The organism is Variovorax saccharolyticus, from assembly GCF_030316765.1.
GTDB classification, from domain to species: Bacteria; Pseudomonadota; Gammaproteobacteria; order Burkholderiales; family Burkholderiaceae_C; genus Variovorax; species Variovorax saccharolyticus.
Window position 1 is genome coordinate 94,038 of the sequence record NZ_JASZYT010000011.1, and the last position, 20,783, is coordinate 114,820.

Genomic DNA, 20,783 nt, shown 5'->3' on the forward strand with positions numbered 1-20,783 from the left:
CGTCGGCCATCACTGGAGAAGCAGAAAACAAATGGCAAGCAGCAATCTCGTGCGCGCATTGATCGGCGCCGCCCTCGGCGCCTCGTGCGCCCTCCCGGCAACGGCCCAGGAAGACCAGGGCAACTGGCTCGTGCGTGCCCGCGTCGTGCGCATCGACACGGCCAACAAGTCCGATCCGATTCCCTCGCTGGCGGTGCCGGCCGATGCGATCACGGTCAACGACAAGACCATTCCCGAGATCGACATCAGCTACTTCTTCACGCCGAACATCGCCGCCGAGCTGGTGCTGACCGTGCCGCAGAAGCAGACCGTGACCGTGCAGCAGAGCGCGCTCGGCGGGCCCGTCGACATCGGCACCTTCAAGCAGCTGCCGCCGACGCTGATGCTGCAATACCACTTCCTGCCGACGGCCAAGGTCCGGCCGTATGTGGGCGCCGGCCTCAACTACACGCGCATCAGCTCGGTGAAGCTCGCGGTGCCCACCGTGGGCCGCCTCGATCTCGAGAACAGCAGCTTCGGCTTCGCGGTCGGCGGCGGCGTGGACATCGAGATCGCCAGGAACGTGTTCCTGAACTTCGACATCAAGAAGGTGCAGATCCGCTCCGACGTCAGCCACCTGGGCCAGACGCTGTCGACCGTGAAGATCGACCCCTGGCTGTTCGGCGCCGGCGTGGGATACCGCTTCTGACCTCCTCTTGATCTGGGTCAAGGGGCATCCTGCCGCGCCCGCTAGCCTCGGGGCATGGAAGCTGCGCTCCCTTCGCCCTCGTCGGCCATGAACCTGTCTGCCGCGCCGCAGTCGGCCTGGTCGCTGCTCGACGACCCGGCCGAGTGGCCCGGCTTCGGACGCGCGCTCGACGACGGCGATGCCACCGGCCGCTGGGAGTCGCAGGCGGTGGTCGAGGGCATGCATTGCGCGGCCTGCGCCTTCACGGTCGAGGCGGCGCTGCGGCAGGTGCCGGGCGTGCTCTCGGCCGAAGTCAATGCGGCCAGCCGGCGGGCCCGGGTGGTCTGGTCGGCCGCGGCCGTCAAGCCCTCACGCTGGTTCGCCGCCTCGGAGTCCGCGGGCTACCGCCTGGTGCCCGCGGCCGACATGCTGGCCAGCGCGCGGCGCGCACGCGAGTCGCGGCTCGCGCTCTGGCGCTGGCTGGTGGCGGGCTTGTGCATGATGCAGGTCATGATGTACGCCTATCCGGCCTACATCGCGCAGCCCGGCGACATGACGCCCGATGCCGCCCAGCTGCTGCGCTGGGCCTCGTGGGTGCTGACCTTGCCGGTGCTGCTGTTCTCCTGCGGCCCCTTCTTTCGCAGCGCCTGGCGCGACCTGCGGCAGCGCCGCATCGGCATGGACCTGCCGGTGGCGCTCGGCATCGCGATCACCTTCGTCGTCAGCACCGCGGCCACCTTCGATCCCGGGGGACCGCTCGGGCATGAGCTGTATCTCGATTCGCTCACGATGTTCGTGTTCTTCCTGCTGACCGGCCGCTGGCTCGAGGCGCGGCTGCGCGACCGCACCGCCGGCGCGCTCGATGCCCTGATGAACCGCCTGCCCGACAGCGTGCTGCGGCGCAACGCCACGGGCGAGTTCGAGCGCGTCGCGCTGCGGCGGCTTGCCGTCGGCGACATCCTGCGGGTGCTGCCGGGCGAGGCCTTCCCGGCCGATGGCCGCGTGATCGCGGGCGACACCGCGGCCGACGAGGCGCTGATCACCGGCGAGTCCAGCCCGGTCCCGCGCCCCTGCGGATCGCGCGTGCTGGCGGGCAGCCATAACGTTGGCGCGATGGCGGAGGTGCGGGTCGAGGCGCTCGGCCCGGACACCCGCTTCGCGCAGATCGTCGCCCTGATGGAAAGCGCCTCGCTTGAGAAGCCGAGGCTCGCGAAGCTGGCCGATCGCGCGGCCCGGCCTTTCCTGCTCGCGGTGCTGGCCGCGGCGGCGGCGGCGGGCGCCTTCTGGTGGCAGATCGACCCGGGCAAGGCGCTGATGGTCGCGGTGGCGGTGCTGATCGTGACCTGTCCCTGTGCGCTGTCGCTGGCGACGCCGGCGGCGATGCTCGCGAGCGCGGGCACGCTGGCGCGCGGCGGCGTGCTGGTGCGCAACCTGCAGGCGCTGGAGGCGCTGGCCGCGGTCGACACGGTGGTGTTCGACAAGACCGGCACGCTGACCCGCGACACGCCGCGCCTGGACCGCGTCTACAGCCGCCAGGGCGTGCGGCCGGGCGATGCGGTCGAGCTCGCGGCCGCACTGGCGGCGCAGTCGCTGCATCCGGCGTCGCGGGCGCTGGTGCAGGCCTGGCGCGACCAGCACCGGAGCGCGCCCGGCTGGACGCTGGTGCGGCTCGCCGAGCGCGCCGGAGAGGGCCTCGAAGGCCAGCTGTGCAGGCATGCCGCCGGGCCGCTGCGCGAGCTGCGCCTCGGCTCGGCCGCGTTCTGCGGCGTGGCACCGCTGCGGGCGGAGGCGGCCCAGGTCTATCTCTGCGACGGCCAGGGCTGGGTGGCGAGCTTCGTGCTGGCCGAAGACCTGCGCGCGGACGCCGCTGCTGCCGTCGCCGAACTGGACGCGCAGGGCCAGTCGGTCTGGCTGCTGTCGGGCGACAGCGGTGCCGCGGCGCGCGAGGTGGCGCGGCGCGCCGGCATCGGCATGGCGCTCGGCGATTGCACGCCCGAAGAGAAACTGCGCCGGCTGCAGGACCTGCAGTCCCAGGGCCGCGCCGTGGCGATGGTGGGGGACGGCCTCAACGACGGGCCGGTGCTGGCGCATGCGCACGCCTCCTTCGCCTTCGGCCGCGCCGTGCCGCTGGCGCGCGCCAACGCCGACTTCGTGGTGCTCGCCGATTCGCTCGGCGTCGTTCCCGAGGCCATCGCGCAGGCGCGGCGGACCTTGCGGGTGGTGCGGCAGAACCTGTGGTGGGCGGCCGGCTACAACGCGCTGTGCGTGCCGCTGGCGATCGCCGGCTGGCTGCCGCCGTGGCTCGCGGGCCTCGGCATGGCCGCGAGCTCGCTGGCCGTGGTGCTCAACGCGGCGCGGCTGGCCGCCCGGCCGCTGCGGGCGGAGGCCGCCTGATGGACATTCTGTTCCTGCTGATCCCGTTCTCGGTGGTGCTGGTGCTGTTCATCCTCGCCGGTCTCTGGTGGGCGGTGGACCGTGGCCAATTCGACGACGTCGAAGGCGAAGGCGAGCGCATTCTGCGCAACGATTGACCTGCATCAAAACCGCGCCCGAACGGCGCCGGGACACTGGGCCTGTTCCATAAAAGAAGGCTCTGCGATGCATGCTCCGAATCCTTCCGCGCCGGTCTACAGCGACACGGTGGTGCGGCAGTTCGCTCTCATGTCGGTGGTCTGGGGCGTGGTCGGCATGCTGGTGGGCGTCATCATCGCCTCGCAGCTGGCCTGGCCCGATCTCAACTTCGGCATCCCCTGGCTCAGCTACGGGCGGCTGCGGCCGCTGCACACCAACGCGGTGATCTTCGCCTTCGGCGGCTGCGCGCTGATGGCGACCAGCCTGCACGTGGTGCAGCGCACCTGCCAGGTCCGGCTGTTCGCGCCGGGGCTGGCGTCGTTCGTGTTCTGGGGCTGGCAGGCGGTGATCGTGGCCGCCGCCATCAGCCTGCCGATGGGCTACACCAGCGGCAAGGAATACGCCGAGCTCGAATGGCCGATCGACATCCTGATCGCGCTCGTGTGGGTGGCCTATGCGATCGTGTTCTTCGGCACCATCGGCATCCGCAAGGTCCGCCACATCTACGTCGCCAACTGGTTCTACGGCGCCTTCATCATCGCGGTGGCGCTGCTGCACATCGTCAACAGCGCCGCCATCCCGGCCGGCGCGATGAAGAGCTACTCGGCCTATGCCGGTGTGCAGGACGCGATGGTGCAGTGGTGGTACGGCCACAACGCGGTCGGCTTCTTCCTCACGGCCGGCTTCCTCGGGATGATGTACTACTACGTGCCGAAGCAGGCCGGGCGCCCGGTGTATTCGTACCGCCTCTCGATCGTGCACTTCTGGGCCCTGATCTTCACCTACATGTGGGCCGGCCCGCACCATCTGCACTACACGGCGCTGCCCGACTGGACCCAGTCGATCGGCATGGTGTTCTCGCTGATCCTGCTGGCGCCGAGCTGGGGCGGCATGATCAACGGCGTGATGACGCTGTCGGGCGCCTGGCACAAGCTGCGCACCGACCCGATCCTGCGCTTCCTGATCGTCTCGCTGTCCTTCTACGGCATGTCGACCTTCGAGGGTCCGATGATGTCGATCAAGACCGTCAACGCGCTCTCGCACTACACCGACTGGACCGTCGGCCACGTGCACTCGGGCGCGCTCGGATGGGTCGGCCTGATCTCGATGGGCTCGCTCTACTACCTGATCCCGCGCATGTACGGCCGCACCGAGATGTTCAGCGTGAAGGCGATCGAGCTGCACTTCTGGATGTCGACCATCGGCATCGTGCTGTACATCGCCGCGATGTGGATCGCCGGCGTGATGCAGGGCCTGATGTGGCGCGCGGTCAATGCCGACGGCACGCTCACCTACACCTTCGTCGAGAGCGTGAAGGCGACCTACCCGTACTACGTGGTGCGCGTCATGGGCGGCCTGCTCTACCTGGGCGGCATGCTGGTGATGGCATGGAACGTCTGGATGACGGCGATCTCGGGCTTCTCCAGGCCGTCGCCGGTTCCGCAACCCGCCATCGCCCACGCCTGAGGACACGCCATGAGTTCGAACACCCCCGAGGCCGGCTTCTCGCACCAGAAGATCGAGACCAACAACTTCCTGATGATCGTGCTGATCCTGCTGGTGATCGCGGTCGGCGGCCTGGTCGAGATCGTGCCGCTGTTCTTCCAGAAGTCGACCACCGAAGCGGTGCAGGGCGTCGAGCCGCTGACGCCGCTGCAGCTCGCGGGCCGCGACATCTATGTGCGCGAGGGCTGCTACAACTGCCACTCGCAGATGATCCGGCCGTTCCGCGCCGAGACGCTGCGCTACGGCCACTACTCGGTGGCCGGCGAGTTCGTCTACGACCACCCGTTCCAGTGGGGCAGCAAGCGCACCGGACCCGACCTGCATCGCGTCGGCGGCAAGTACAGCGACGAGTGGCACCGCATCCACCTGAACAACCCGCGCGACGTGGTGCCCGAGTCGAACATGCCGGCCTACGGCTGGCTCGAGAAGACACCGCTCGATGGCGTGGTCGCCGCCAACCACATGACGGCGCTGCGCCGGGTCGGCGTGCCCTACACCGACGCGCAGATCGCGGCTGCGCCGGCCGAAGTCAACGGCAAGACCGAGATGGACGCGATCGTCGCGTACCTGCAGTCGCTCGGCCTCGCACTCAAGTAGGGAGCACGGCGATGGACAGCATCACCACCTTGCGGATCGCCGCCACGCTGGCGTCGTTCGCCACCTTCATCGGCATCCTGGTCTGGGCCTGGTCGCGCCGCAACGCGAAGGCCTTCGAAGAGGCCGCGCGACTCCCCTTCGAAGAGGACCCCTCATGAGCGACTTCACCAACGACTTCTGGTCGCACTTCGTGACCGCCATCGCGCTCGGCGGCATCCTGGCCTGCGCGCTGCTGCTGTGGTGGACCGCGCGCTTCCGCGGCCCGGCCAGCAGCGACAACACCACCGGCCACGTGTGGGACGAAGACCTGCGCGAGATGAACAACCCGCTGCCGCGCTGGTGGATGGGCCTGTTCGTGCTGACCATCGTGTTCGGCATCGGCTACCTCGTGGTGTTCCCGGGCCTGGGCAGCTACCGCGGCACGCTGGCCTGGACCACGCAGGGCGAGTACGCCAAGGATGTCGAGAAGGCCAACGCCGAACTGGCTCCGGTCTATGCCGCGTACTCGGCCCAGCCGGTCGAGCGCCTGGCCGGCGACCCGGGGGCGATGGCGATCGGCGAGCGCCTGTTCCTCAACAACTGCGCCCAATGCCACGGCTCGGATGCGCGCGGCAGCAAGGGCTTTCCGAACCTCGCCGACGGCGACTGGCTGCATGGCGGAACGCCCGAGAAGATCCACGAGACCATCGCGCTCGGCCGCACCGGCGTGATGGCACCTATGGCCGCGGCGGTGGGATCGGCCGAGGACGTGAAGAACCTCGCCAACTACGTGCTGAGCCTGTCGGGCAGCCCGCACGACTCGGTGCGCGCGGGCCTCGGCAAAGCCAAGTTCACGGTCTGCGCGGCCTGCCACGGCATCGGCGGCGTCGGCAACATCGCGGTCGGCGCGCCGAACCTCGCCGACAGGATCTGGCTGCACGGCTACGGGCAGGAAGCCATCATCGCGATGATCAACGGCGGCAAGGTCAACCAGATGCCGGCGCAGCAGGGCCGGCTGACCGAGGCGCAGATCCATGTGCTGACGGCCTACGTGTGGGGCCTGTCGAACAAGTCGCCTGCCGCCGCCGGGCAGTGAGCCTCGGCACCAGCGTCCCATGAGCGAGTCCCTGTCCGTGCCGACACCGAAGCCGCCCCCGCGCACCGTGATCCCGATCGCGGTGGCCGAGGAGAGCGTCGGGCTCTACGCGGCCCACCAGAAGATCTATCCGCGCAGCGTGAGCGGCTATTTCGCCCGCTGGCGCTGGGCGCTGGTGTTCGCGACGCAGCTCGTGTTCTACGGCCTGCCGTGGCTCGAGTGGGGCCAGCGCCAGGCGGTGCTGTTCGACCTCGGCGCGCGGCGCTTCTTCCTCTTCGGCCTGGTGCTCTATCCGCAGGACCTGATCTACCTGACCGGGCTGCTGGTCGTCTCCGCGCTGTCGCTGTTCCTGTTCACCGCGGTGGCCGGCCGCTTGTGGTGCGGCTACGCCTGCCCGCAGACGGTCTACACCGAGATCTTCATGTGGGTCGAGGAGAAGATCGAAGGCAGTCGCATCGCGCGGATGCGGCTCGACAGTGGCGCCCTGTCGGCCGAGAAGCTGGTCAAGAAGTGGTTCAAGCACATCGTCTGGATTTCGATCGGGCTGTGGACCGGCTTCACCTTCGTCGGCTACTTCTCGCCGATCCGCGAGCTGGGCATGGAGTTCCTGCAGACCCGCATGGGCTCCTGGGAAGTCTTCTGGGTGCTGTTCTACGGCTTCGCGACCTACGGCAATGCCGGCTTCATGCGCGAGCAGGTGTGCAAGTACATGTGCCCCTATGCGCGCTTCCAGAGCGCGATGTTCGATCGCGACACGCTGATCGTGAGCTACGAGCCCGCGCGCGGCGAGCCCCGCGGGCTGCCGGCGAAGGCGCGTGCGGCCAGCGCGCCGGCGGCCGGCCACTGCATCGACTGCAAGCTCTGCGTGCAGGTCTGCCCGACCGGGATCGACATCCGCCAGGGCCTGCAGTACGAGTGCATCGGCTGCGGCCTCTGCGTGGACGCCTGCAACATCGTCATGGACAAGATGCAGACCCCGCGCGGCCTGATCCGCTATGCCACGCAGAACGGCATGGCCGGCCGCTGGACGCCGCGGCAGGTGCTGCGCCGCGTGCTGCGCCCGCGGGTGCTGATCTACGCCGCGGTCCTCATGGCGCTGTGCGTCGGGCTACTCGCGAGCCTGGTGATCCGGACGCCGTTGAAGGTCGACGTGGTGCGCGATCGCGCGTCGCTGGCGCGCATCGTCGAGGGCGGCCAGCTCGAGAACGTCTACCGGCTGCAGATCATGAACGCCACCGAGCAGCCGCAGCGCTACCGCATCCAGGCCAGCGGCCTCGACGGGCTGCAGGTGTCCTCGGAGCCCTGGGTCGAGGTCGCGCCGGCGCAATCGCGCTGGGTCGCGGTCAGGCTGCAGCTGCCCTATGGCGCGGCGCCGGCCGGCTCGCACAAGGTGCACTTCGATGTCCGCTCGGAGGACGGCCGGGACGGCGTGTCCGAAAAGGCCGTGTTCCTGGTTCCGCGATGAATCCCCGCTTTCAAAGGAAGCCATGATGACCGACGACGTTGACGCGACCCGCCCCTGTCCGCCCTGGTACCGCTTTCCGCTCGTGTGGATGGTGATCGGCGGGCCGGGCGTGGTGGTGATCGCGAGTTTCGCCACGCTGTGGCTGGCCCTCGGCACGCCCGACCCGGTGGTCGACCAGGACTACTACCGCAAGGGCGTCGAGATCAACAGCACGCTGGCCGACAAGAAGCTGATGCCGGCGGTGGCCGGCCGCAACCACGCGGCGACCCCGGGCACCGACGTGCCGGCACCGAGGCGCTGAAGCGATGCGGGCGCGGTGCTGGATGTGGATTCTGTGGCCGGCCTTCCTGCTGGCCTGCGCGCTCGAGGTGCTGGTGTTCGCGCTGGTCGATCCGGGCGACCTGCACTGGCGCGGCGAGGCGATCGGGGCCTCGCGGCAGGCCGTCTACACGGCCGGCTTCTTCGCCTTCTGGCTGCTGGCGACGGGTTCGGGCGCGCTGACGCTGCTGCTGACCCGGCCGGCGCGCGAGATCAACAACCCGGCGAATTGACGATGCGCCGCAGCGCGTCGGGGTCGACGATGCGCACGTTGCGCTGCTCGACCTCGACCATGCCCTCGGCCGCGAACTTCGACAGGGTCCGGCTCACGGTCTCGAGCTTGAGCCCGAGGTAGCTGCCGATCTCCTCGCGGGTCATGCGCAGCACCAGCTCCGAGCGCGAGAAACCGCGCGCGTGCAGCCGCTGCACCAGGTTCAGCAGGAAGGCCGCCAGCCGCTCCTCGGCCCGCATGCTGCCGAGCAGCAGCATCACGCCGTGTTCGCGCACGATCTCGCGGCTCATGATCTGGTGCACGTGGCGCTGCAGCGCCGTGACTTCGCGCGACAGTTCCTCGATGCGGTCGAAGGGCATCACGCAGACCTCGGAATCCTCCAGCGCCACGGCGTCGCAGGTGTGCTGGTCGTTGACGATGCCGTCGAGCCCGATGATCTCGCCCGCCATCTGGAAGCCCGTGACCTGGTCGCGGCCGTCCTCGCTGGCGACCCGGGTCTTGAAGACGCCGGTGCGGATCGCGTAGAGCGAGGTGAAGGGCTCGCCGTTGCGAAACAGCGTCTCGCGCCGCTTGACCTTGCGACGCGTGGCGACCAGGTCGTCGATGCGCTGCAACTCGCCGGGCGCCAGTCCCACCGGCATGCACAGCTCGCGCAGGTTGCAGTTGGAACAGGCGACCTTGATGTTTTCGGGTTTCATTGATGCAGTCGAGGTCATGCGGGGATTGTCCGTTGGGCGGTGGCCCGGATGGTTGACGCAGGTCAAGGTTTGCAGGGCGCGACGGCGGCATAGTGACACATCGAAGCCCTTGCCGCCGTCTGCGATGCTCCTTGCCTCCGCTCCAGCCCTCTCGCCGTCCGTCGCGTTGCCCACGCCCTCCGTGCTGCGGCAGTTCGACGTGGCCGGACCGCGCTACACCTCCTATCCGACGGCGGATCGCTTCGTCGACGCCTTCACGGCCGAGGACTACGCGCAGACGCTCGAGCAGCGCAGCGGCGCCGGCGCCAGCGCACGGGCGCTGTCGCTGTACGTGCACATCCCGTTCTGCGAATCGCTCTGCTACTACTGTGCCTGCAACAAGATCGTGACCCGGCACAAGAGCAAGGGCGGCGAGTACCTGAGCTACCTGGCGCGCGAGATCTCGCTGCAGGTCGACAAGCTCGGCCGCGGCGCCCGCGTGCGCCAGCTCCACCTGGGCGGCGGCACGCCCACCTTTCTCGACGATGCCGCCCTGCGCACGCTCATGGCCATGCTCCGTGACGCCTTCTCGCTGTCACCCGACGGCGAATACTCGATCGAGATCGATCCGCGCACCGTCGACCGCGCGCGCCTCGTGACGCTGGCCTCGCTGGGCTTCAACCGGCTGAGCTTCGGCGTCCAGGATTTCGACCCTGATGTGCAGAAGGCGGTACACCGCATCCAGCCCGCCGGCCAGGTCTTCGACCTGATGTCGACGGCCCGCGGACTGGGCTTCGATTCGGTCAACGTCGACCTGATCTACGGCCTGCCGCGCCAGAGCCCCGCTTCCTTCGACCGCACGTTGGAGCAGGTCTGCGCGCTGCGGCCCGACCGCATCGCGCTCTACGCCTATGCGCACCTGCCCGAGCGCTTCAAGGCCCAGCGCCGCATCGACACCGAGGCGCTGCCCGATGCCGCGGCCAAGGTCGAGATGCTGTCGCGCTCGATCGCCGCGCTGACCGCGGCCGGCTACGTCTACATCGGCATGGATCATTTCGCGCTGCCGGGCGACGCACTGGCCGTGGCCAAGCGGCAGGGCCGGCTGCACCGCAACTTCCAGGGCTACAGCACGCAGCCCGACTGCGACCTGGTCGCGCTGGGCGTGTCCGCGATCGGCCGCATCGGCGCCACCTACAGCCAGAACGCCAAGACGCTCGAGGAGTACTACGACCTGCTCGACCAGGGGCGGCTGCCGGTGGTGCGCGGCCTGGCGCTGACGCGCGACGACGTGCTGCGGCGCACCGTGATCATGGCGATCATGTGCCAGGGACGGGTCGACTTCGAAACCGTCGGGGCGGCGCACCTGGTCGATTTCGCGCAGTGCTTCGCGGCCGAACTCCAGGCGCTGCGGGCCCTCGCGGCGCAGGGGCTGGTGCTGCTGAGCGACCGCCACCTCGAAGTCACGCCGCTGGGCTGGTTCTTCGTGCGGGCGATCGCCATGGTGTTCGATCGCTACCTGCAGGCCGACCGCAACCGGACGCGCTTCTCGCGCATCGTCTGAGCCATGCAGGCGGCGCTGGCGGCCAGCGCGCTGGTCATGGGACTCGTCGGCGGACCGCACTGCGTCGCCATGTGCGGCGCCGCCTGTGCCGGCGTGATCCGCCTCGTGCGCGCACCCGCCGGCGGCATCGCCACGCTGGCGCCACCCGCCCCTTCGCTGCCGGCCGGCCTGTTGTTCCATGCCGGGCGCGTGGCCGGCTACGCTGCCGCCGGCGCCGCGGCCGCGGCCTCGATGCAGGGCCTGGCGCTGGCCAGCGAGCGGCTGGGCGCGCTGCGCCCGGCCTGGATGCTGCTGCACGCCTTCGTGCTCGCCTGGGGCCTGCTGCTGGCCGCCTCGGGCCGGCAGCCGACCTGGGCGCATCGCGCCGGGCGCTGGGCGGCGGCCCGGCTGCAGCCGATGACCCGCAGCCCCTTCGGCGTGCTGGCCGCCGGTGCGCTGTGGGTCGCGATGCCCTGCGGCCTGCTGTACTCGGCGCTGATGCTCGCGGCCCTCGGCAATGGCGTGCTCGAGGGGGCGATTGCGATGGCGCTGTTCGCGGCCGGCGGTGCCGTGTCGCTGCTGCTGGCGCCCTGGCTGTTCGAGCGGCTGCGCGCCGGCGCCGGCCGCCGGTCGCAGCAATGGGGTACGCGGCTGGCGGGCGCGATGCTCGCCGCGCTGGCGCTGCAGGCGCTGTGGATGGATCTCGCGCACCAGATCGAGATCTGGTGCCGCTGACCCGGCCGTGCGCGCCGCGCCTCAGGCGCCGGGCGCGGGCGGGGGCGCGGGCGCGGGCGCGTCCAGCTTCATCACCACATGGAACACGTCGGAAGACTCTTCCTCGCTCGGCACCCGCACGAAACCCAGGGCGCGCGAGAGCTTCAGCATCCGGCTGTTCTCGCGCAGGATCAGGCCGGCCAGGCGCTGGGTGCCGCGGCTCCGGGCATGGGCGATCAGCTGCTCGAACAGCAGCCGGCCGAGGCCGCCGCCCTTGAGGTCCGAGCGCACCACCAGCGCGAACTCGGCCTCCACGTTGTCGGGGTCGCAGATGGTGCGGCCCACGCCCAGCGTCTCGGGCTCGCCGTCGTCGCCGATGGCTTCGGCGATGAAGGCCATCTCGCGGTCGTAGTCGATCTGTGTCAGCCGGGCCAGCTCGCTGCGCGGCAGTTCGCTGCGGGCCTGGAACAGCCGCATCCGGACGTCCTCCGCGCTGAGCCTGGCGAGGAAGCGCAGGTGCTGTGCCTCGTCTTCCGGACGGATCGGCCGGAGCGTGAGCGCGCGGCCGTTCCATTCGAGCTTGCGAGCCCATTGCGTGGGGTAGGGCCGGATCGCGAAACTGGCGGCGCCGGCGACCCGTGCGCGCGCCACCCGCAGCCGGGCGTCGAGCGCCAGCGCGCCGTGCTCGTCGACCCACAGCGGATTGATGTCGAGCTCGGCCAGCTGCGGCAGGTCGGCCAGCATCTGCGAGACCGCGATCAGGACATCGTGCAGGGCGTCGAGGTCGGCCGGCGGATGGTCGCGGTAGCCGGCCAGCAGCCGCGACATCCGGGTGCGGGAGACCAGCTCGCGCGCCAGGCTGCGATTGAGCGGGGGCAGGGCGACGGCGACGTCGGCCATCACCTCGACCGCGATGCCGCCGCCGCCGCAAAGAACGACCGGCCCGAAGACCGCATCGATGCTGGCGCCGACGATCACCTCCTGCGCATGCGGGCGGTGCACCATGGGCTGCACCGTGAAGCCGTCGATGCGGGCGCCGGGCTGCAGCGTGCGCACCGCCTGCCGCATCTCGGCCGCGGCCCGCTCGAGGGCCGGCGCGTCGCGCAGGTCCAGCCTGACACCGCCGACATCCGTCTTGTGCGCGACGTCGCGCGAGACGATCTTGAGCACCACCGGATAGCCCAGCTCGCGGGCCGCCTCCAGCAGGCCCTCGCCCGATGCCGGCACGGCCAGCGTGCGCACCACCGGCACGCCGTAGGCCTGCAGCACCGCCTTGGCCTCGTGCTCGCCGAGCCATTCGCGGCCGTCGGCGGCCGCGGTCTCCATCAGGCGCTGCGCCGCCGGCACGTCGGGCGCCGGGTTCTCGCTCGCGCTGGGCGCCTCCATCAGCAGCGCCTGGTTGTCGCGGTAGGTCTGCAGCATGCCGAAGGCCCGCACCGCGTCCTCGGGCGTCGGATAGTCGGGAATGCCGGCGGCGTCGAACACGCGGCGCGCCGGGTCCATGCCGGTGTCGCCGAGCCAGCAGCCCATCAGGCGCGGTTCGCCGCCGTGCAGCAGCGCGGCGCAGGCCTGCGCGATGTCCTCGCCGCGGGCCGCCACGGACGGGGCGTGGACCAGCAGCAGCGCGCCGGTCGACGGCTCTGCCAGCAAGGCGGACAAGGCGGCGGCATAGCGCTCCGGCGGGGCGTCGCCGAGGATGTCGATCGGGTTGGCCCACGAGGCGTTGGGCGGCAGGATCGCGGCGAGCCGTTCCTGCAGCGCGAGGCCTGGCTCGGCCAGCGGGATTCCGGCGCGCGCCGCGGCATCCGCCGCCATCACCCCTGCGCCGCCGCCGTTGCCCAGGATGGTCAGCGTCTCGCTGCGGTTGCCGCGAAAGCGCGCCAGCGTCGCGGCCGCCATGAACAGCTCCTGCAGCGTGTCCACGCGCAGCATCCCGGCGCGGCGGATGGCCGCGTCGTGGACGATGTCCGAACCGGCCAGGGCGCCGGTGTGCGATGCCGCGGCGCGCAGCCCCTGGCCGGCGCGGCCGGCCTTGACGGCGATCACCGGCTTGTTGCGGGCGGCGGCCCGCGCGGCCGACATGAACTTGCGCGGCGATTCGATCGATTCGACGTAGAGCAGGATGGCGCGCGTGCGGCCGTCGCTCGCGAGGCGGTCGAGCAGGTCCGCGACATCGACGTCGCAGGGCTCGCCCAGCGCCACCAGGTGCGACAGGCCGACGCCCCGGCTGCGGGCCCAGTCGAGCATGGCGCTGGCCACCGCGCCGGACTGCGAGACGAAGGCCAGTTCGCCCGGCAGCGCGTCGACCGGCGCGAGGCTGGCGTTCAGCCCGATGCAGGGGCTCAGCAGGCCGATGCTGCCCGGCCCCAGCAGGCGCATGAGGTGCGGACGCGCCGCATCGAGCGCGGCCTGCTTCTCGGCGGCGCTCGACCCGTTGCCGATGATCACCGCGGCGCGGGTGCCGAGCTCCCCGAGCTCGGCCACGATGCGCGCCACCCTGCGCGGCGGCGTGCAGATCAGGGCCAGGTCGGGCGGCGAGGGCAGGTCGGCGGCACGCGCGAAGACCGGCTCGTCGCCGAGCCGCGCGTGTTTGGGATTGACCGCGTACATCGGGCCCTTGAAGCCGCCGGCGCGCAGGTTGCGCCAGACCGTGGCGCCGATCGAGCCGGTTCGGTTCGAGGCGCCGAAGACGGCGACGGATCGCGGGGTCAGCAGTCGGTCGAGGTGGCGCACGCTCATCGAAGGCCCTGGCAGCAACAGCAACAGGCCCGCATCATGCGCGCGCTTCGAGCTTGCGGGGGCGCTTTGCCGCATTTCTTGATCTGCGGCAAAGCAGCGCAGGCGCCGGCGTGGAAAGCTGCAGCTTCCACCGGAGACGAACATGGCACACACCACCACCCGCATCATCCGCGACGAGCACTCGGCCCTCTCGGCCATGCTGCGGTCGATCCTGCTGCTGCTCGATGCCCATCGAAGACAGCAGAGCACGCCCGACTTCTCGGCGCTGCGGGCGATGCTGTTCTATGTCGACCAGTTTCCCGAGCAGCGGCATCATCGCCACGAGACCGAGCTGCTGTTCCCCAAGCTGCGCGCTCGCACGCCGATGTCGCGCGACCTGCTGGACCACCTGGACCGGGACCATGCGCGCGGCGAACGCAACATCCGCGAGGTCGAGCATGCCCTGCTGGTCTGGGAGATGCTCGGCGAGGCCCACCGCGAGTCCTTCGAGCGCGCCATCGCGCGCTACACCGACTTCTACCTGGACCACATGGCGCTGGAGGAGAGGGAGGTGCTGCCGCTGGCCGAGCGCGTGCTGACCGAGGACGACTGGCGCGATCTGGACGCCGTCTTCGGCGCCCATCGCGATCCCTTCGCCGGCAATGAGCCCGAGGACGAATACCGCGCGCTCTTCACCCGCATCGTCAATGCGGTGCCGACGCCGATCGGCCTGGGCCCCGCGCTGGTGCCCGGCAAGGCGAGTCGGCAAGCGATGCAAGCTTGATCCCTGTCAATCCGCCCGGCGCGCGACTGTCCCAGACTGGAGGCCTTCCATCTGGAGACCTCATCATGTTCAAGAAAATCCTGGTTGCGACCGACGGCTCCCCGTTGTCGGAGAAGGCAGTTGCCAGTGCCATCGGCCTGGCGCGGCAGCACGGCGCCGAGCTGGTCGCCTTCACCGTGGCGCGCCGGCCGCCGCACAGCTACATGGACGGCACCACGATCCAGCAGACCACCGAGAGCGAGAACATCGACAAGCTGCGGCTCGAGAAGGCGCACGCGATGGTGGCCGCGATCGGCGAGCGGGCCAGCGCCAGCGGCGTCAGCTGCCAACCGCAGGTGGCGCACTCCAACCAGGTCGCCGAATCGATCATCGCCGCGGCCGAGAAGCACGCCAGCGACCTGATCGTGATGGCATCGCATGGCCGCAAGGGCATCGGGCGCCTGCTGCTCGGCAGCGAGACCCAGCACGTGCTGACCCATTCCACCCTGCCCGTGCTGGTGCTTCGCTAGGGGCCGGATGAGAGAGCCATCCAACGAAGCAGTCGACGCTGCCCGAAGCCTCGCGGCGCAGGCTTCGGCCTCGGGCCTTCGAAGCTGGACGCTGGCCGGCCGCGAGCTGCTGCCGGTGGTGCAGGGCGGCATGGGCGTCGGGGTCTCGGCGGGCCGGCTGGCCGGCACGGTGGCCGGCCTGGGCGGCGTCGGCACGGTGTCGTCGGTCGACCTCCGGCGCCTGCACCCCGACCTCTGGGCGCAGACCTCCGGCATCGAGGACGCTCCCGATGCCGGTCCCCGCATCGACGCCGCCAACCTCGAGGCCCTGGGCCGCGAGATCGCCAAGGCCCGGCAGCTGGCCGGCGGCCGCGGCCTGGTGGCGGTCAATGTCATGAAGGCGCTGACCGCCTACGAGGCGCAGGTGCGGCACGCGATGGCCTGCGGCGCCGATGCGCTGGTGGTCGGCGCCGGCCTGCCGCTGGACCTGCCGGAACTGGCGCGCGAGCATCCGGGGGTGGCGCTGATACCGATCCTGTCGGATGCGCGCGGCGTGCAGCTGGTGGTTCGCAAATGGGAGAAAAAGGGGCGGCTTCCCGACGCCATCGTGATCGAGCATCCGCGGCTCGCCGGCGGCCACCTCGGCGCTGCCCGGGTGGGCGACCTCAACGACCCGCGTTTCGAATTCGACGTCGTGCTGCCGCAGGTGCAGGCCTTCTTCAAGTCGGCGGGCCTCGAAGGCCGCATTCCCCTGGTGGCGGCCGGCGGCGTCGAGAGCCTCGAGGACATTCGCCGCCTGCAGTCGCTGGGGGCTTCGGCGGTGCAGCTCGGCACCGCCTTCGCGGTGACCACCGAATGCGATGCCGACCCGGCCTTCAAGCATGTGCTGGCCGATGCGGGCCCCGAGGACCTGGTCGAGTTCACCAGCGTCGCGGGCCTGCCGGCGCGCGCCGTGCGCACGCCCTGGCTCGACAAGTACCTGCGGCTGGAGCCGAGGCTGATGGCCAAGGTCCACCGTGAAACCGCGTGCACCATGCGCTTCGATTGCCTGGCCCACTGCGGCTTGCGCGACGGCACGCCGGGCTGGGGCAAGTTCTGCATCGACAAGATGCTGGGCCACGCGCTGGCGGGCCGCACCGGCCAGGGCCTGTTCTTTCGCGGCGCGGGCCGGCTGCCCTTCGGCAACCAGATCCGGCCGGTGCAGGACCTGATGCGCTGGCTGCTGGGGGGACTCGTGCCCGCAGAAACCTCCGGCGCTACTTTCTGAAATCGCTTCACGCGAACACAGCCTGTTCAAGCCTCCGGGAGTGCCGGCGCTGGGGATAATTTCCGCAGCGCCCGGTACGAGTCACCGGCTCGCGTGAGGCAGTAGCCTTCGGGTGCTTTCACAAAGACAAGCTTCGGGTTTGCAGCCTCGCTTGCGCGCCGGGTTCGTGAACACCCTGAGCCGACCGCCTGACCGGCCGGCTACAGTCAGCCCGAACCCGTCGTCCCTCTCACCTTTTTGAAGGAGTCCTCCGTGGTCGAGACAACCAAGGCAAAAGGACCTGCCTCGTACTTTCCTTCCATCGAAAAGACCTACGCCAAGCCGATCGCGCATTGGATGGATCTTCTTCAGAAGGCGGGTCCCCTGAAGCACATGGAACTCGTCAAGTTCCTGAAGGACCAGCACCAGATCGGACATGGGCATGCGAACGCCCTGGTGGCGGTGTTCCTGGCGAAGAAGTAGCGCGTCTGGCGCGAGGCGGGTACGTGATTGAGCGCTTCCGGCCGACCGCCGCCTACTTCTGCGAGGACCATCGGACCGTGAGGATGCATGCCGGCTGGACGCCAAAGGCACGATGAAACAGGCCTGGCCCCCAGATGACGAAGTCCCCGTGGCGACGCAAGGTGTGCGCCACGATGTCTGTCGCGAAGTCATCCGAGGCGGAGAACTCGATCCTGAATTCGCTGCTCGGGCTCACCAGGATCGACATCGTCCGCCCTTCGCTCAATGGCTTGTATTCGCCATTGGGATTCCCTGCCGGATGAGAGAACCACTTGACGCACAACCCGCCAGCAAGCTCCTCGGCCGGCACATGGCGAAGGTGGGTCGGAGGCTTCCGGGTCCAATCGCTGAACCCGACAAACCAGCCCGTTCCGTGGGTGTCCAGATCACCGGCGTTTCCGAACTCCACGTTCTGCGCGAGATGCTGCTTCGAGTGCATGCCGAATTCTGCCTCGGGACAGGACGCCTGATATCGGCTGGCTGCCGCGGCAACTAGTCCAAAGAGGCGCGTCGGTACTCCGCGTATGCCGTCGGTCGGAAGCTCGCCACCGGGACGGTTTGCTCCTCATCCGAAAGGACGACGCGGACGTTGGACTCTTCACGCGTCCAGCAACCACGCGCTGCCTGGCCATCCCAAGTCGCCAGGAAGCAGACTCGACCCGGCGCAGGGCATTCGCCTTGAGCATCGGTCAGTTGCAACATGCGAACCGGGCTTCCGTCGGCCACGAAGAGCACGCTGGGCGTGAGGTCGCAGCCGACCACACAGGCGCAACAGAGGCAAACGACAGGCCACAGAGTGGGGCTGCAAGCGGGGGTTGGGTCCGCTCGCGGCGGCCGATACAACCGTGCCAAAGAACCGAGATTGAACATGATTCAGGTCCAAAAAAGCAAAAAGGCAACGAGCTGAACTCGTTGCCTTTGAGGGGGCGACTGGCGAAGTGAGCGGGCTAACTGCCCAAGCAAATTCGACCGCGCTGCTCAAAGGCAACGAAGGTGCGAAAACTCGAAATCGACAGGTGCATGGACACGATGAATGCGTTCAATGTGACTGGGTTGCGGGCAGTCTATGCCGGCGGCAGGGAGTTGTCTACGTGAAAATTGCCACGCCACGCACACCTTCATCTCCCCGGTTCGCCGGCTCGAATCGCGCGCCCCGCAGATGCAGCGCCAGCGCCGCATCCATCGACTGCACGTGCTTGTGATACCAGTCGCGGAACTGCCAGGCCATCTGCCGGACTTGCAGCGACTGGCCCTCATGGGCCTGCACGATGCCTTCGCGCATGACCTCCAGCACCACCCGGTGCTGCAGCGTGTGGTCCTTGCGGCAGGAGAAGCGGGTGGCCTGCATCCACTCGTCCTCGCGCGCGAAGCTTTCGGCCGCCAACTCGACCACCCGCTGCCAAGCGGCCGGCAGCTCGGCGTCGCCGGCTTCGTCGACGCACTTCAACAGGACCGTGAACTGCTCGTGCGCCCGGTCCATGAAGGGCAATTCGAGCGAAAGCGAGGCTGCCATGTGAGATCTCCGCATTGAAAGACACAAGGCTAGCCCTCCCGTGCGCGGGACTCATTGACCTGCGACAAGCATCGCGGCTGGCCGCGAAAGCAGCCCTAGCTGCGCAAGGTGAAGACGACCGAGAGATACGACACAGGCTGCGTGCCGAGGTCCTCGATGCCGTGCATGGCGGCGGCGTCGAAGAGCAGCGAATCACCGACGCGCATATTCACGCGCCTTGGCCCATAGCGGTAGGTGACGTCGCCCGACAGGAAGTAGAGAAACTTCAAGCCCGGATGCTGAAAGGTCACATGGGGTTGGGCGTCGGCTTCGAGCATGACGAGGTAAGGCTCGACGAACAGGTTGCCCGAGAGCACATGGCCGAGCAGCTCGTAGCGGTAGTCCGCGACGGTGCCCAGGCGTTCGACCCGAAGGCCTTTGCCTGAGGGCACATGGCTGAAGTCGGTGCGGCAGCGCTGCTCGGCGAAGAGGCGCGACATCGGAACGCCCAAGCCGTCGGCCAGTCGAAGCAATGAGTGGAGAGAGGGCGATATCCGGCCGTTCTCGATGCGCGAGAGCATGGAGCGCGAGACGCCCGAGCGCTGTGTGAGCTGCTGACACGAGATGCCCGCGGCCTCGCGCAAGTGCCTCACCTGGGCACCCACGATCGCGGCGGCTTCGCTGCGGATGGGTTTGGCCTTGGGAGTGGGCAGGTAGAGCGACGGCGGCAGCCTGAGGGGGCGCGCGGTCGGGAAGGGGGAGGGGACTGGTTGGGTCTTCATGGCTCGGGCGTCCCTGTCCGAGCCTTGTCGTTGCAAGGCATTTGATCTCCTCCCTTTGGCACTGCTGGCAAGTCGCTTCGAAGGTCCGCCAACACGCGGGTGTTTGCTTGAGCGTCAAAGCATTCGATCTCACTCTAGCAGATGGATGGGAAATTTACCAATCTCGTGGGAATGATAAAAATCAACTGCTCATGACAATCGTCCGGTGCGATCCCGAGTCAAAGAAGCAGAATCCTTTTCCGAGCGCTTGCGTGTCGCGATGGCCAGGCGCGGCTACAAGGAATTCGGGGCAACGGCTCTCGCCGAAGCGTTGACGCCGGCTTTTCCTTCAGGGCTCAGCGTGCAGACCACGCACAACTGGGCATCAGGCAAGTCAGTCCCGCGACCGGATCGCATCGCCTTGATCGCGAAGATGCTCGATGTGTCGCCGCATTGGCTCCAGCACGGGCCAGATCCGCAAGGCGAACGAAAGAACCCCAAGACGCTGGATGGAGAGATCAGCGGGAAGGCGTTCGCTGAGCGGTTTCATGCGCTGACCGCAGAGCAGCGCCGGATCATGTTGGCGCTGCTGCATGAATTCGAGCGCGGCAGGTCCAGGTGAACTGCAACTCGGTCACTCAAAGTCCACGACCTATGGAAGCTTCGCTCGGTACCGTCATCATCTACGCGCGCGACATGCGGAAATCCGCGGACTTCTATGCCAGGCATTTCGGCTTCATCACCACCGGTGAAGTGATCGAGGGCCTCATCGAGTTGAATGCACCTCGTGCCGGCGCGGGGATACTCATCCACCAGGCGGCCAAGTCGGTACAGCTGGGCCAGGCCGGGGTCAAACTGAGCTTTCATGTACGTGACGTCGAAGCCTTCGTGGCCGAGGCCGCGGAGCGGGGACTCAAGTTCGGAGCTATCCACCGCGCGAACGGATATGCCTTCGCCAACTGCAAGGACCCGGACAAGAACTCTGTCAGTGTCTCCAGTCGCGCGCATCGGCTCTGATGTTCGTCGTCAGATGGTCACCACCAGACCTCCAGCAAAAAGAGGAGCCAACGATGCCTTCCGAACCGCGTGATTGGCCATTCGACAGCCCGCCCGACGTGGCTTGCCTGACGGTCCGGTCCATCGTCGAAGGCGTGAAGCCCGTTCTCATGGCTTCGAGAGACGCCAACGATGGCGCCTGGCAGCTTCTGACCGGCGACGCCTTCGACGCGGCGGAAGAGATGCGGGTCTCGTTGGCAAGCATGATTGGCCGCGACCCGACCCTGCTCCAGCTTGCCGACCTTCAGCCAGGCTGGATGGCATGGCGCGAGCATCTCGGAGCTCCCTGGAGTCGACACGCCGAGGCCGCGCAAACAGACGACTAGCACGGCGGGCAGGTTGCCGGAGGGCCAG

General features: G+C 68.9%; 24 protein-coding genes. 19 read left to right on the plus strand and 5 right to left on the minus strand.

Annotation, left to right across the window (positions count from 1 at the left end; translation table 11 throughout):
• The first annotated feature begins 31 nt into the window (after positions 1 to 31).
• The 10 genes from QTI45_RS28650 to QTI45_RS28695 all read left to right on the plus strand — a co-directional run bounded on the left by QTI45_RS28650 (position 32) and on the right by QTI45_RS28695 (position 8,432).
• On the plus strand, positions 32 to 688 hold the full coding sequence (locus QTI45_RS28650) for an OmpW/AlkL family protein (RefSeq protein ID WP_286656762.1): 657 nt from the start codon (positions 32 to 34) through the stop codon (positions 686 to 688).
• Positions 689 to 742: 54 nt separating this feature from the next.
• Positions 743 to 3,061 carry a heavy metal translocating P-type ATPase gene (locus QTI45_RS28655; protein ID WP_286656763.1) on the plus strand — a complete coding sequence of 773 codons (2,319 nt, stop codon included), beginning with the start codon at positions 743 to 745 and terminating at the stop codon, positions 3,059 to 3,061.
• Positions 3,061 to 3,198 (plus strand): cbb3-type cytochrome oxidase assembly protein CcoS, encoded by a 138-nt coding sequence (gene ccoS / locus QTI45_RS28660; protein ID WP_286372281.1) that lies wholly within the window; start codon positions 3,061 to 3,063, stop codon positions 3,196 to 3,198. The genes QTI45_RS28655 and ccoS overlap by 1 nt, the downstream gene beginning before the upstream one ends.
• A 67-nt stretch (positions 3,199 to 3,265) precedes the next feature.
• The gene (ccoN, locus tag QTI45_RS28665; protein ID WP_286656764.1) at positions 3,266 to 4,705 is read left to right on the plus strand and encodes a cytochrome-c oxidase, cbb3-type subunit I; all 1,440 of its coding nucleotides are present in this window, start codon (positions 3,266 to 3,268) and stop codon (positions 4,703 to 4,705) included.
• A 9-nt stretch (positions 4,706 to 4,714) separates the two neighbouring features.
• Positions 4,715 to 5,341 (plus strand): cytochrome-c oxidase, cbb3-type subunit II, encoded by a 627-nt coding sequence (gene ccoO / locus QTI45_RS28670; protein WP_286656765.1) that lies wholly within the window; start codon positions 4,715 to 4,717, stop codon positions 5,339 to 5,341.
• A gap of 11 nt (positions 5,342 to 5,352) precedes the next feature.
• On the plus strand, positions 5,353 to 5,499 hold the full coding sequence (locus QTI45_RS28675) for a cbb3-type cytochrome oxidase subunit 3 (protein ID WP_286372278.1): 147 nt from the start codon (positions 5,353 to 5,355) through the stop codon (positions 5,497 to 5,499).
• A complete protein-coding gene (gene ccoP, locus QTI45_RS28680) occupies positions 5,496 to 6,416 on the plus strand; it encodes a cytochrome-c oxidase, cbb3-type subunit III (protein ID WP_286656766.1) in 921 nt (306 codons plus the stop codon). The genes QTI45_RS28675 and ccoP overlap by 4 nt, the downstream gene beginning before the upstream one ends.
• A 37-nt stretch (positions 6,417 to 6,453) precedes the next feature.
• Positions 6,454 to 7,881: a cytochrome c oxidase accessory protein CcoG gene (gene ccoG / locus QTI45_RS28685; protein WP_444813322.1), complete on the plus strand. Its 1,428-nt coding sequence runs from the start codon at positions 6,454 to 6,456 to the stop codon at positions 7,879 to 7,881.
• A gap of 25 nt (positions 7,882 to 7,906) precedes the next feature.
• Positions 7,907 to 8,182, plus strand: a complete 276-nt coding sequence (locus tag QTI45_RS28690; protein ID WP_444813195.1) for a FixH family protein — start codon at positions 7,907 to 7,909, stop codon at positions 8,180 to 8,182.
• Positions 8,183 to 8,204: 22 nt separating this feature from the next.
• Complete coding sequence (locus QTI45_RS28695; RefSeq protein ID WP_286372274.1) at positions 8,205 to 8,432, plus strand: hypothetical protein; 228 nt, start codon at positions 8,205 to 8,207, stop codon at positions 8,430 to 8,432.
• Here QTI45_RS28695 and fnr read toward each other — a convergent pair.
• Positions 8,413 to 9,129 (minus strand): fumarate/nitrate reduction transcriptional regulator Fnr, encoded by a 717-nt coding sequence (gene fnr, locus QTI45_RS28700; protein WP_286372273.1) that lies wholly within the window; start codon positions 9,127 to 9,129, stop codon positions 8,413 to 8,415. The genes QTI45_RS28695 and fnr overlap by 20 nt on opposite strands.
• Positions 9,130 to 9,253: 124 nt before the next feature.
• On the opposite strand from fnr, the gene hemN reads away from it, so the two are divergent.
• Together hemN and QTI45_RS28710 are read left to right on the plus strand one after the other, a co-directional pair.
• Positions 9,254 to 10,669, plus strand: a complete 1,416-nt coding sequence (hemN, locus tag QTI45_RS28705; RefSeq protein WP_286656768.1) for an oxygen-independent coproporphyrinogen III oxidase — start codon at positions 9,254 to 9,256, stop codon at positions 10,667 to 10,669.
• A gap of 3 nt (positions 10,670 to 10,672) precedes the next feature.
• Positions 10,673 to 11,383 (plus strand): sulfite exporter TauE/SafE family protein, encoded by a 711-nt coding sequence (locus tag QTI45_RS28710; protein WP_286656769.1) that lies wholly within the window; start codon positions 10,673 to 10,675, stop codon positions 11,381 to 11,383.
• A 21-nt stretch (positions 11,384 to 11,404) separates the two neighbouring features.
• Here the strand turns inward: QTI45_RS28710 and QTI45_RS28715 are convergent, their stop codons facing one another.
• Positions 11,405 to 14,101, minus strand: a complete 2,697-nt coding sequence (locus tag QTI45_RS28715; protein WP_286656770.1) for a bifunctional acetate--CoA ligase family protein/GNAT family N-acetyltransferase — start codon at positions 14,099 to 14,101, stop codon at positions 11,405 to 11,407.
• 142 nt (positions 14,102 to 14,243) lie between these two features.
• Here QTI45_RS28715 and QTI45_RS28720 point away from each other — a divergent pair, with 142 nt between their 5' ends.
• From QTI45_RS28720 to QTI45_RS28735, 4 genes are all read left to right on the plus strand, one after another.
• Positions 14,244 to 14,864 carry a hemerythrin domain-containing protein gene (locus QTI45_RS28720; protein WP_286656771.1) on the plus strand — a complete coding sequence of 207 codons (621 nt, stop codon included), beginning with the start codon at positions 14,244 to 14,246 and terminating at the stop codon, positions 14,862 to 14,864.
• A 65-nt stretch (positions 14,865 to 14,929) separates the two neighbouring features.
• A complete protein-coding gene (locus tag QTI45_RS28725; protein WP_286656772.1) occupies positions 14,930 to 15,373 on the plus strand; it encodes a universal stress protein in 444 nt (147 codons plus the stop codon).
• Between the two features lie 7 nt (positions 15,374 to 15,380).
• On the plus strand, positions 15,381 to 16,619 hold the full coding sequence (locus tag QTI45_RS28730; RefSeq protein WP_286656773.1) for an NAD(P)H-dependent flavin oxidoreductase: 1,239 nt from the start codon (positions 15,381 to 15,383) through the stop codon (positions 16,617 to 16,619).
• 252 nt (positions 16,620 to 16,871) lie between these two features.
• A complete protein-coding gene (locus tag QTI45_RS28735) occupies positions 16,872 to 17,081 on the plus strand; it encodes a DUF4287 domain-containing protein (RefSeq protein WP_286372266.1) in 210 nt (69 codons plus the stop codon).
• A gap of 52 nt (positions 17,082 to 17,133) precedes the next feature.
• Here the strand turns inward: QTI45_RS28735 and QTI45_RS28740 are convergent, their stop codons facing one another.
• The 3 genes from QTI45_RS28740 to QTI45_RS28750 all read right to left on the minus strand — a co-directional run bounded on the left by QTI45_RS28740 (position 17,134) and on the right by QTI45_RS28750 (position 19,301).
• Positions 17,134 to 17,559 (minus strand): hypothetical protein, encoded by a 426-nt coding sequence (locus tag QTI45_RS28740; RefSeq protein WP_286656774.1) that lies wholly within the window; start codon positions 17,557 to 17,559, stop codon positions 17,134 to 17,136.
• 648 nt (positions 17,560 to 18,207) lie between these two features.
• Entirely contained in the window at positions 18,208 to 18,633 is a 426-nt protein-coding gene (locus tag QTI45_RS28745) for a bacteriohemerythrin (protein ID WP_286656775.1), read from the minus strand.
• A 95-nt stretch (positions 18,634 to 18,728) separates the two neighbouring features.
• A complete protein-coding gene (locus QTI45_RS28750; protein WP_286656822.1) occupies positions 18,729 to 19,301 on the minus strand; it encodes a helix-turn-helix domain-containing protein in 573 nt (190 codons plus the stop codon).
• Positions 19,302 to 19,599: 298 nt separating this feature from the next.
• Here QTI45_RS28750 and QTI45_RS28755 point away from each other — a divergent pair, with 298 nt between their 5' ends.
• From QTI45_RS28755 to QTI45_RS28765, 3 genes are read left to right on the plus strand one after another with little or no spacing between them, the layout of a single operon-like run.
• The gene (locus QTI45_RS28755) at positions 19,600 to 19,995 is read left to right on the plus strand and encodes a hypothetical protein (RefSeq protein WP_286656776.1); all 396 of its coding nucleotides are present in this window, start codon (positions 19,600 to 19,602) and stop codon (positions 19,993 to 19,995) included.
• Positions 19,996 to 20,027: 32 nt separating this feature from the next.
• Positions 20,028 to 20,390, plus strand: a complete 363-nt coding sequence (locus QTI45_RS28760) for a VOC family protein (RefSeq protein ID WP_286656777.1) — start codon at positions 20,028 to 20,030, stop codon at positions 20,388 to 20,390.
• Positions 20,391 to 20,443: 53 nt separating this feature from the next.
• Positions 20,444 to 20,755, plus strand: coding sequence for a hypothetical protein (locus QTI45_RS28765; RefSeq protein WP_286656778.1), 312 nt, complete (start codon positions 20,444 to 20,446; stop codon positions 20,753 to 20,755).
• The last annotated feature ends 28 nt before the right edge of the window (positions 20,756 to 20,783 follow it).

Excerpts from the sequence above, each read along its gene's own strand:
- QTI45_RS28650 (WP_286656762.1), top strand. The coding sequence starts at position 32 with ATGGCAAGCAGCAATCTCGTGCGCGCATTGATCGGCGCCGCCCTCGGC.
- QTI45_RS28655 (WP_286656763.1), top strand. The coding sequence starts at position 743 with ATGGAAGCTGCGCTCCCTTCGCCCTCGTCGGCCATGAACCTGTCTGCC.
- ccoS (WP_286372281.1), top strand. The coding sequence starts at position 3,061 with ATGGACATTCTGTTCCTGCTGATCCCGTTCTCGGTGGTGCTGGTGCTG.
- ccoN (WP_286656764.1), top strand. The coding sequence starts at position 3,266 with ATGCATGCTCCGAATCCTTCCGCGCCGGTCTACAGCGACACGGTGGTG.
- ccoO (WP_286656765.1), top strand. The coding sequence starts at position 4,715 with ATGAGTTCGAACACCCCCGAGGCCGGCTTCTCGCACCAGAAGATCGAG.
- QTI45_RS28675 (WP_286372278.1), top strand. The coding sequence starts at position 5,353 with ATGGACAGCATCACCACCTTGCGGATCGCCGCCACGCTGGCGTCGTTC.
- ccoP (WP_286656766.1), top strand. The coding sequence starts at position 5,496 with ATGAGCGACTTCACCAACGACTTCTGGTCGCACTTCGTGACCGCCATC.
- QTI45_RS28690 (WP_444813195.1), top strand. The coding sequence starts at position 7,907 with ATGACCGACGACGTTGACGCGACCCGCCCCTGTCCGCCCTGGTACCGC.
- QTI45_RS28695 (WP_286372274.1), top strand. The coding sequence starts at position 8,205 with ATGTGGATTCTGTGGCCGGCCTTCCTGCTGGCCTGCGCGCTCGAGGTG.
- fnr (WP_286372273.1), bottom strand. The coding sequence starts at position 9,129 with ATGAAACCCGAAAACATCAAGGTCGCCTGTTCCAACTGCAACCTGCGC.
- hemN (WP_286656768.1), top strand. The coding sequence starts at position 9,254 with ATGCTCCTTGCCTCCGCTCCAGCCCTCTCGCCGTCCGTCGCGTTGCCC.
- QTI45_RS28710 (WP_286656769.1), top strand. The coding sequence starts at position 10,673 with ATGCAGGCGGCGCTGGCGGCCAGCGCGCTGGTCATGGGACTCGTCGGC.
- QTI45_RS28715 (WP_286656770.1), bottom strand. The coding sequence starts at position 14,101 with ATGAGCGTGCGCCACCTCGACCGACTGCTGACCCCGCGATCCGTCGCC.
- QTI45_RS28720 (WP_286656771.1), top strand. The coding sequence starts at position 14,244 with ATGGCACACACCACCACCCGCATCATCCGCGACGAGCACTCGGCCCTC.
- QTI45_RS28725 (WP_286656772.1), top strand. The coding sequence starts at position 14,930 with ATGTTCAAGAAAATCCTGGTTGCGACCGACGGCTCCCCGTTGTCGGAG.
- QTI45_RS28730 (WP_286656773.1), top strand. The coding sequence starts at position 15,381 with ATGAGAGAGCCATCCAACGAAGCAGTCGACGCTGCCCGAAGCCTCGCG.
- QTI45_RS28740 (WP_286656774.1), bottom strand. The coding sequence starts at position 17,559 with ATGCACTCGAAGCAGCATCTCGCGCAGAACGTGGAGTTCGGAAACGCC.
- QTI45_RS28745 (WP_286656775.1), bottom strand. The coding sequence starts at position 18,633 with ATGGCAGCCTCGCTTTCGCTCGAATTGCCCTTCATGGACCGGGCGCAC.
- QTI45_RS28760 (WP_286656777.1), top strand. The coding sequence starts at position 20,028 with ATGGAAGCTTCGCTCGGTACCGTCATCATCTACGCGCGCGACATGCGG.
- QTI45_RS28765 (WP_286656778.1), top strand. The coding sequence starts at position 20,444 with ATGCCTTCCGAACCGCGTGATTGGCCATTCGACAGCCCGCCCGACGTG.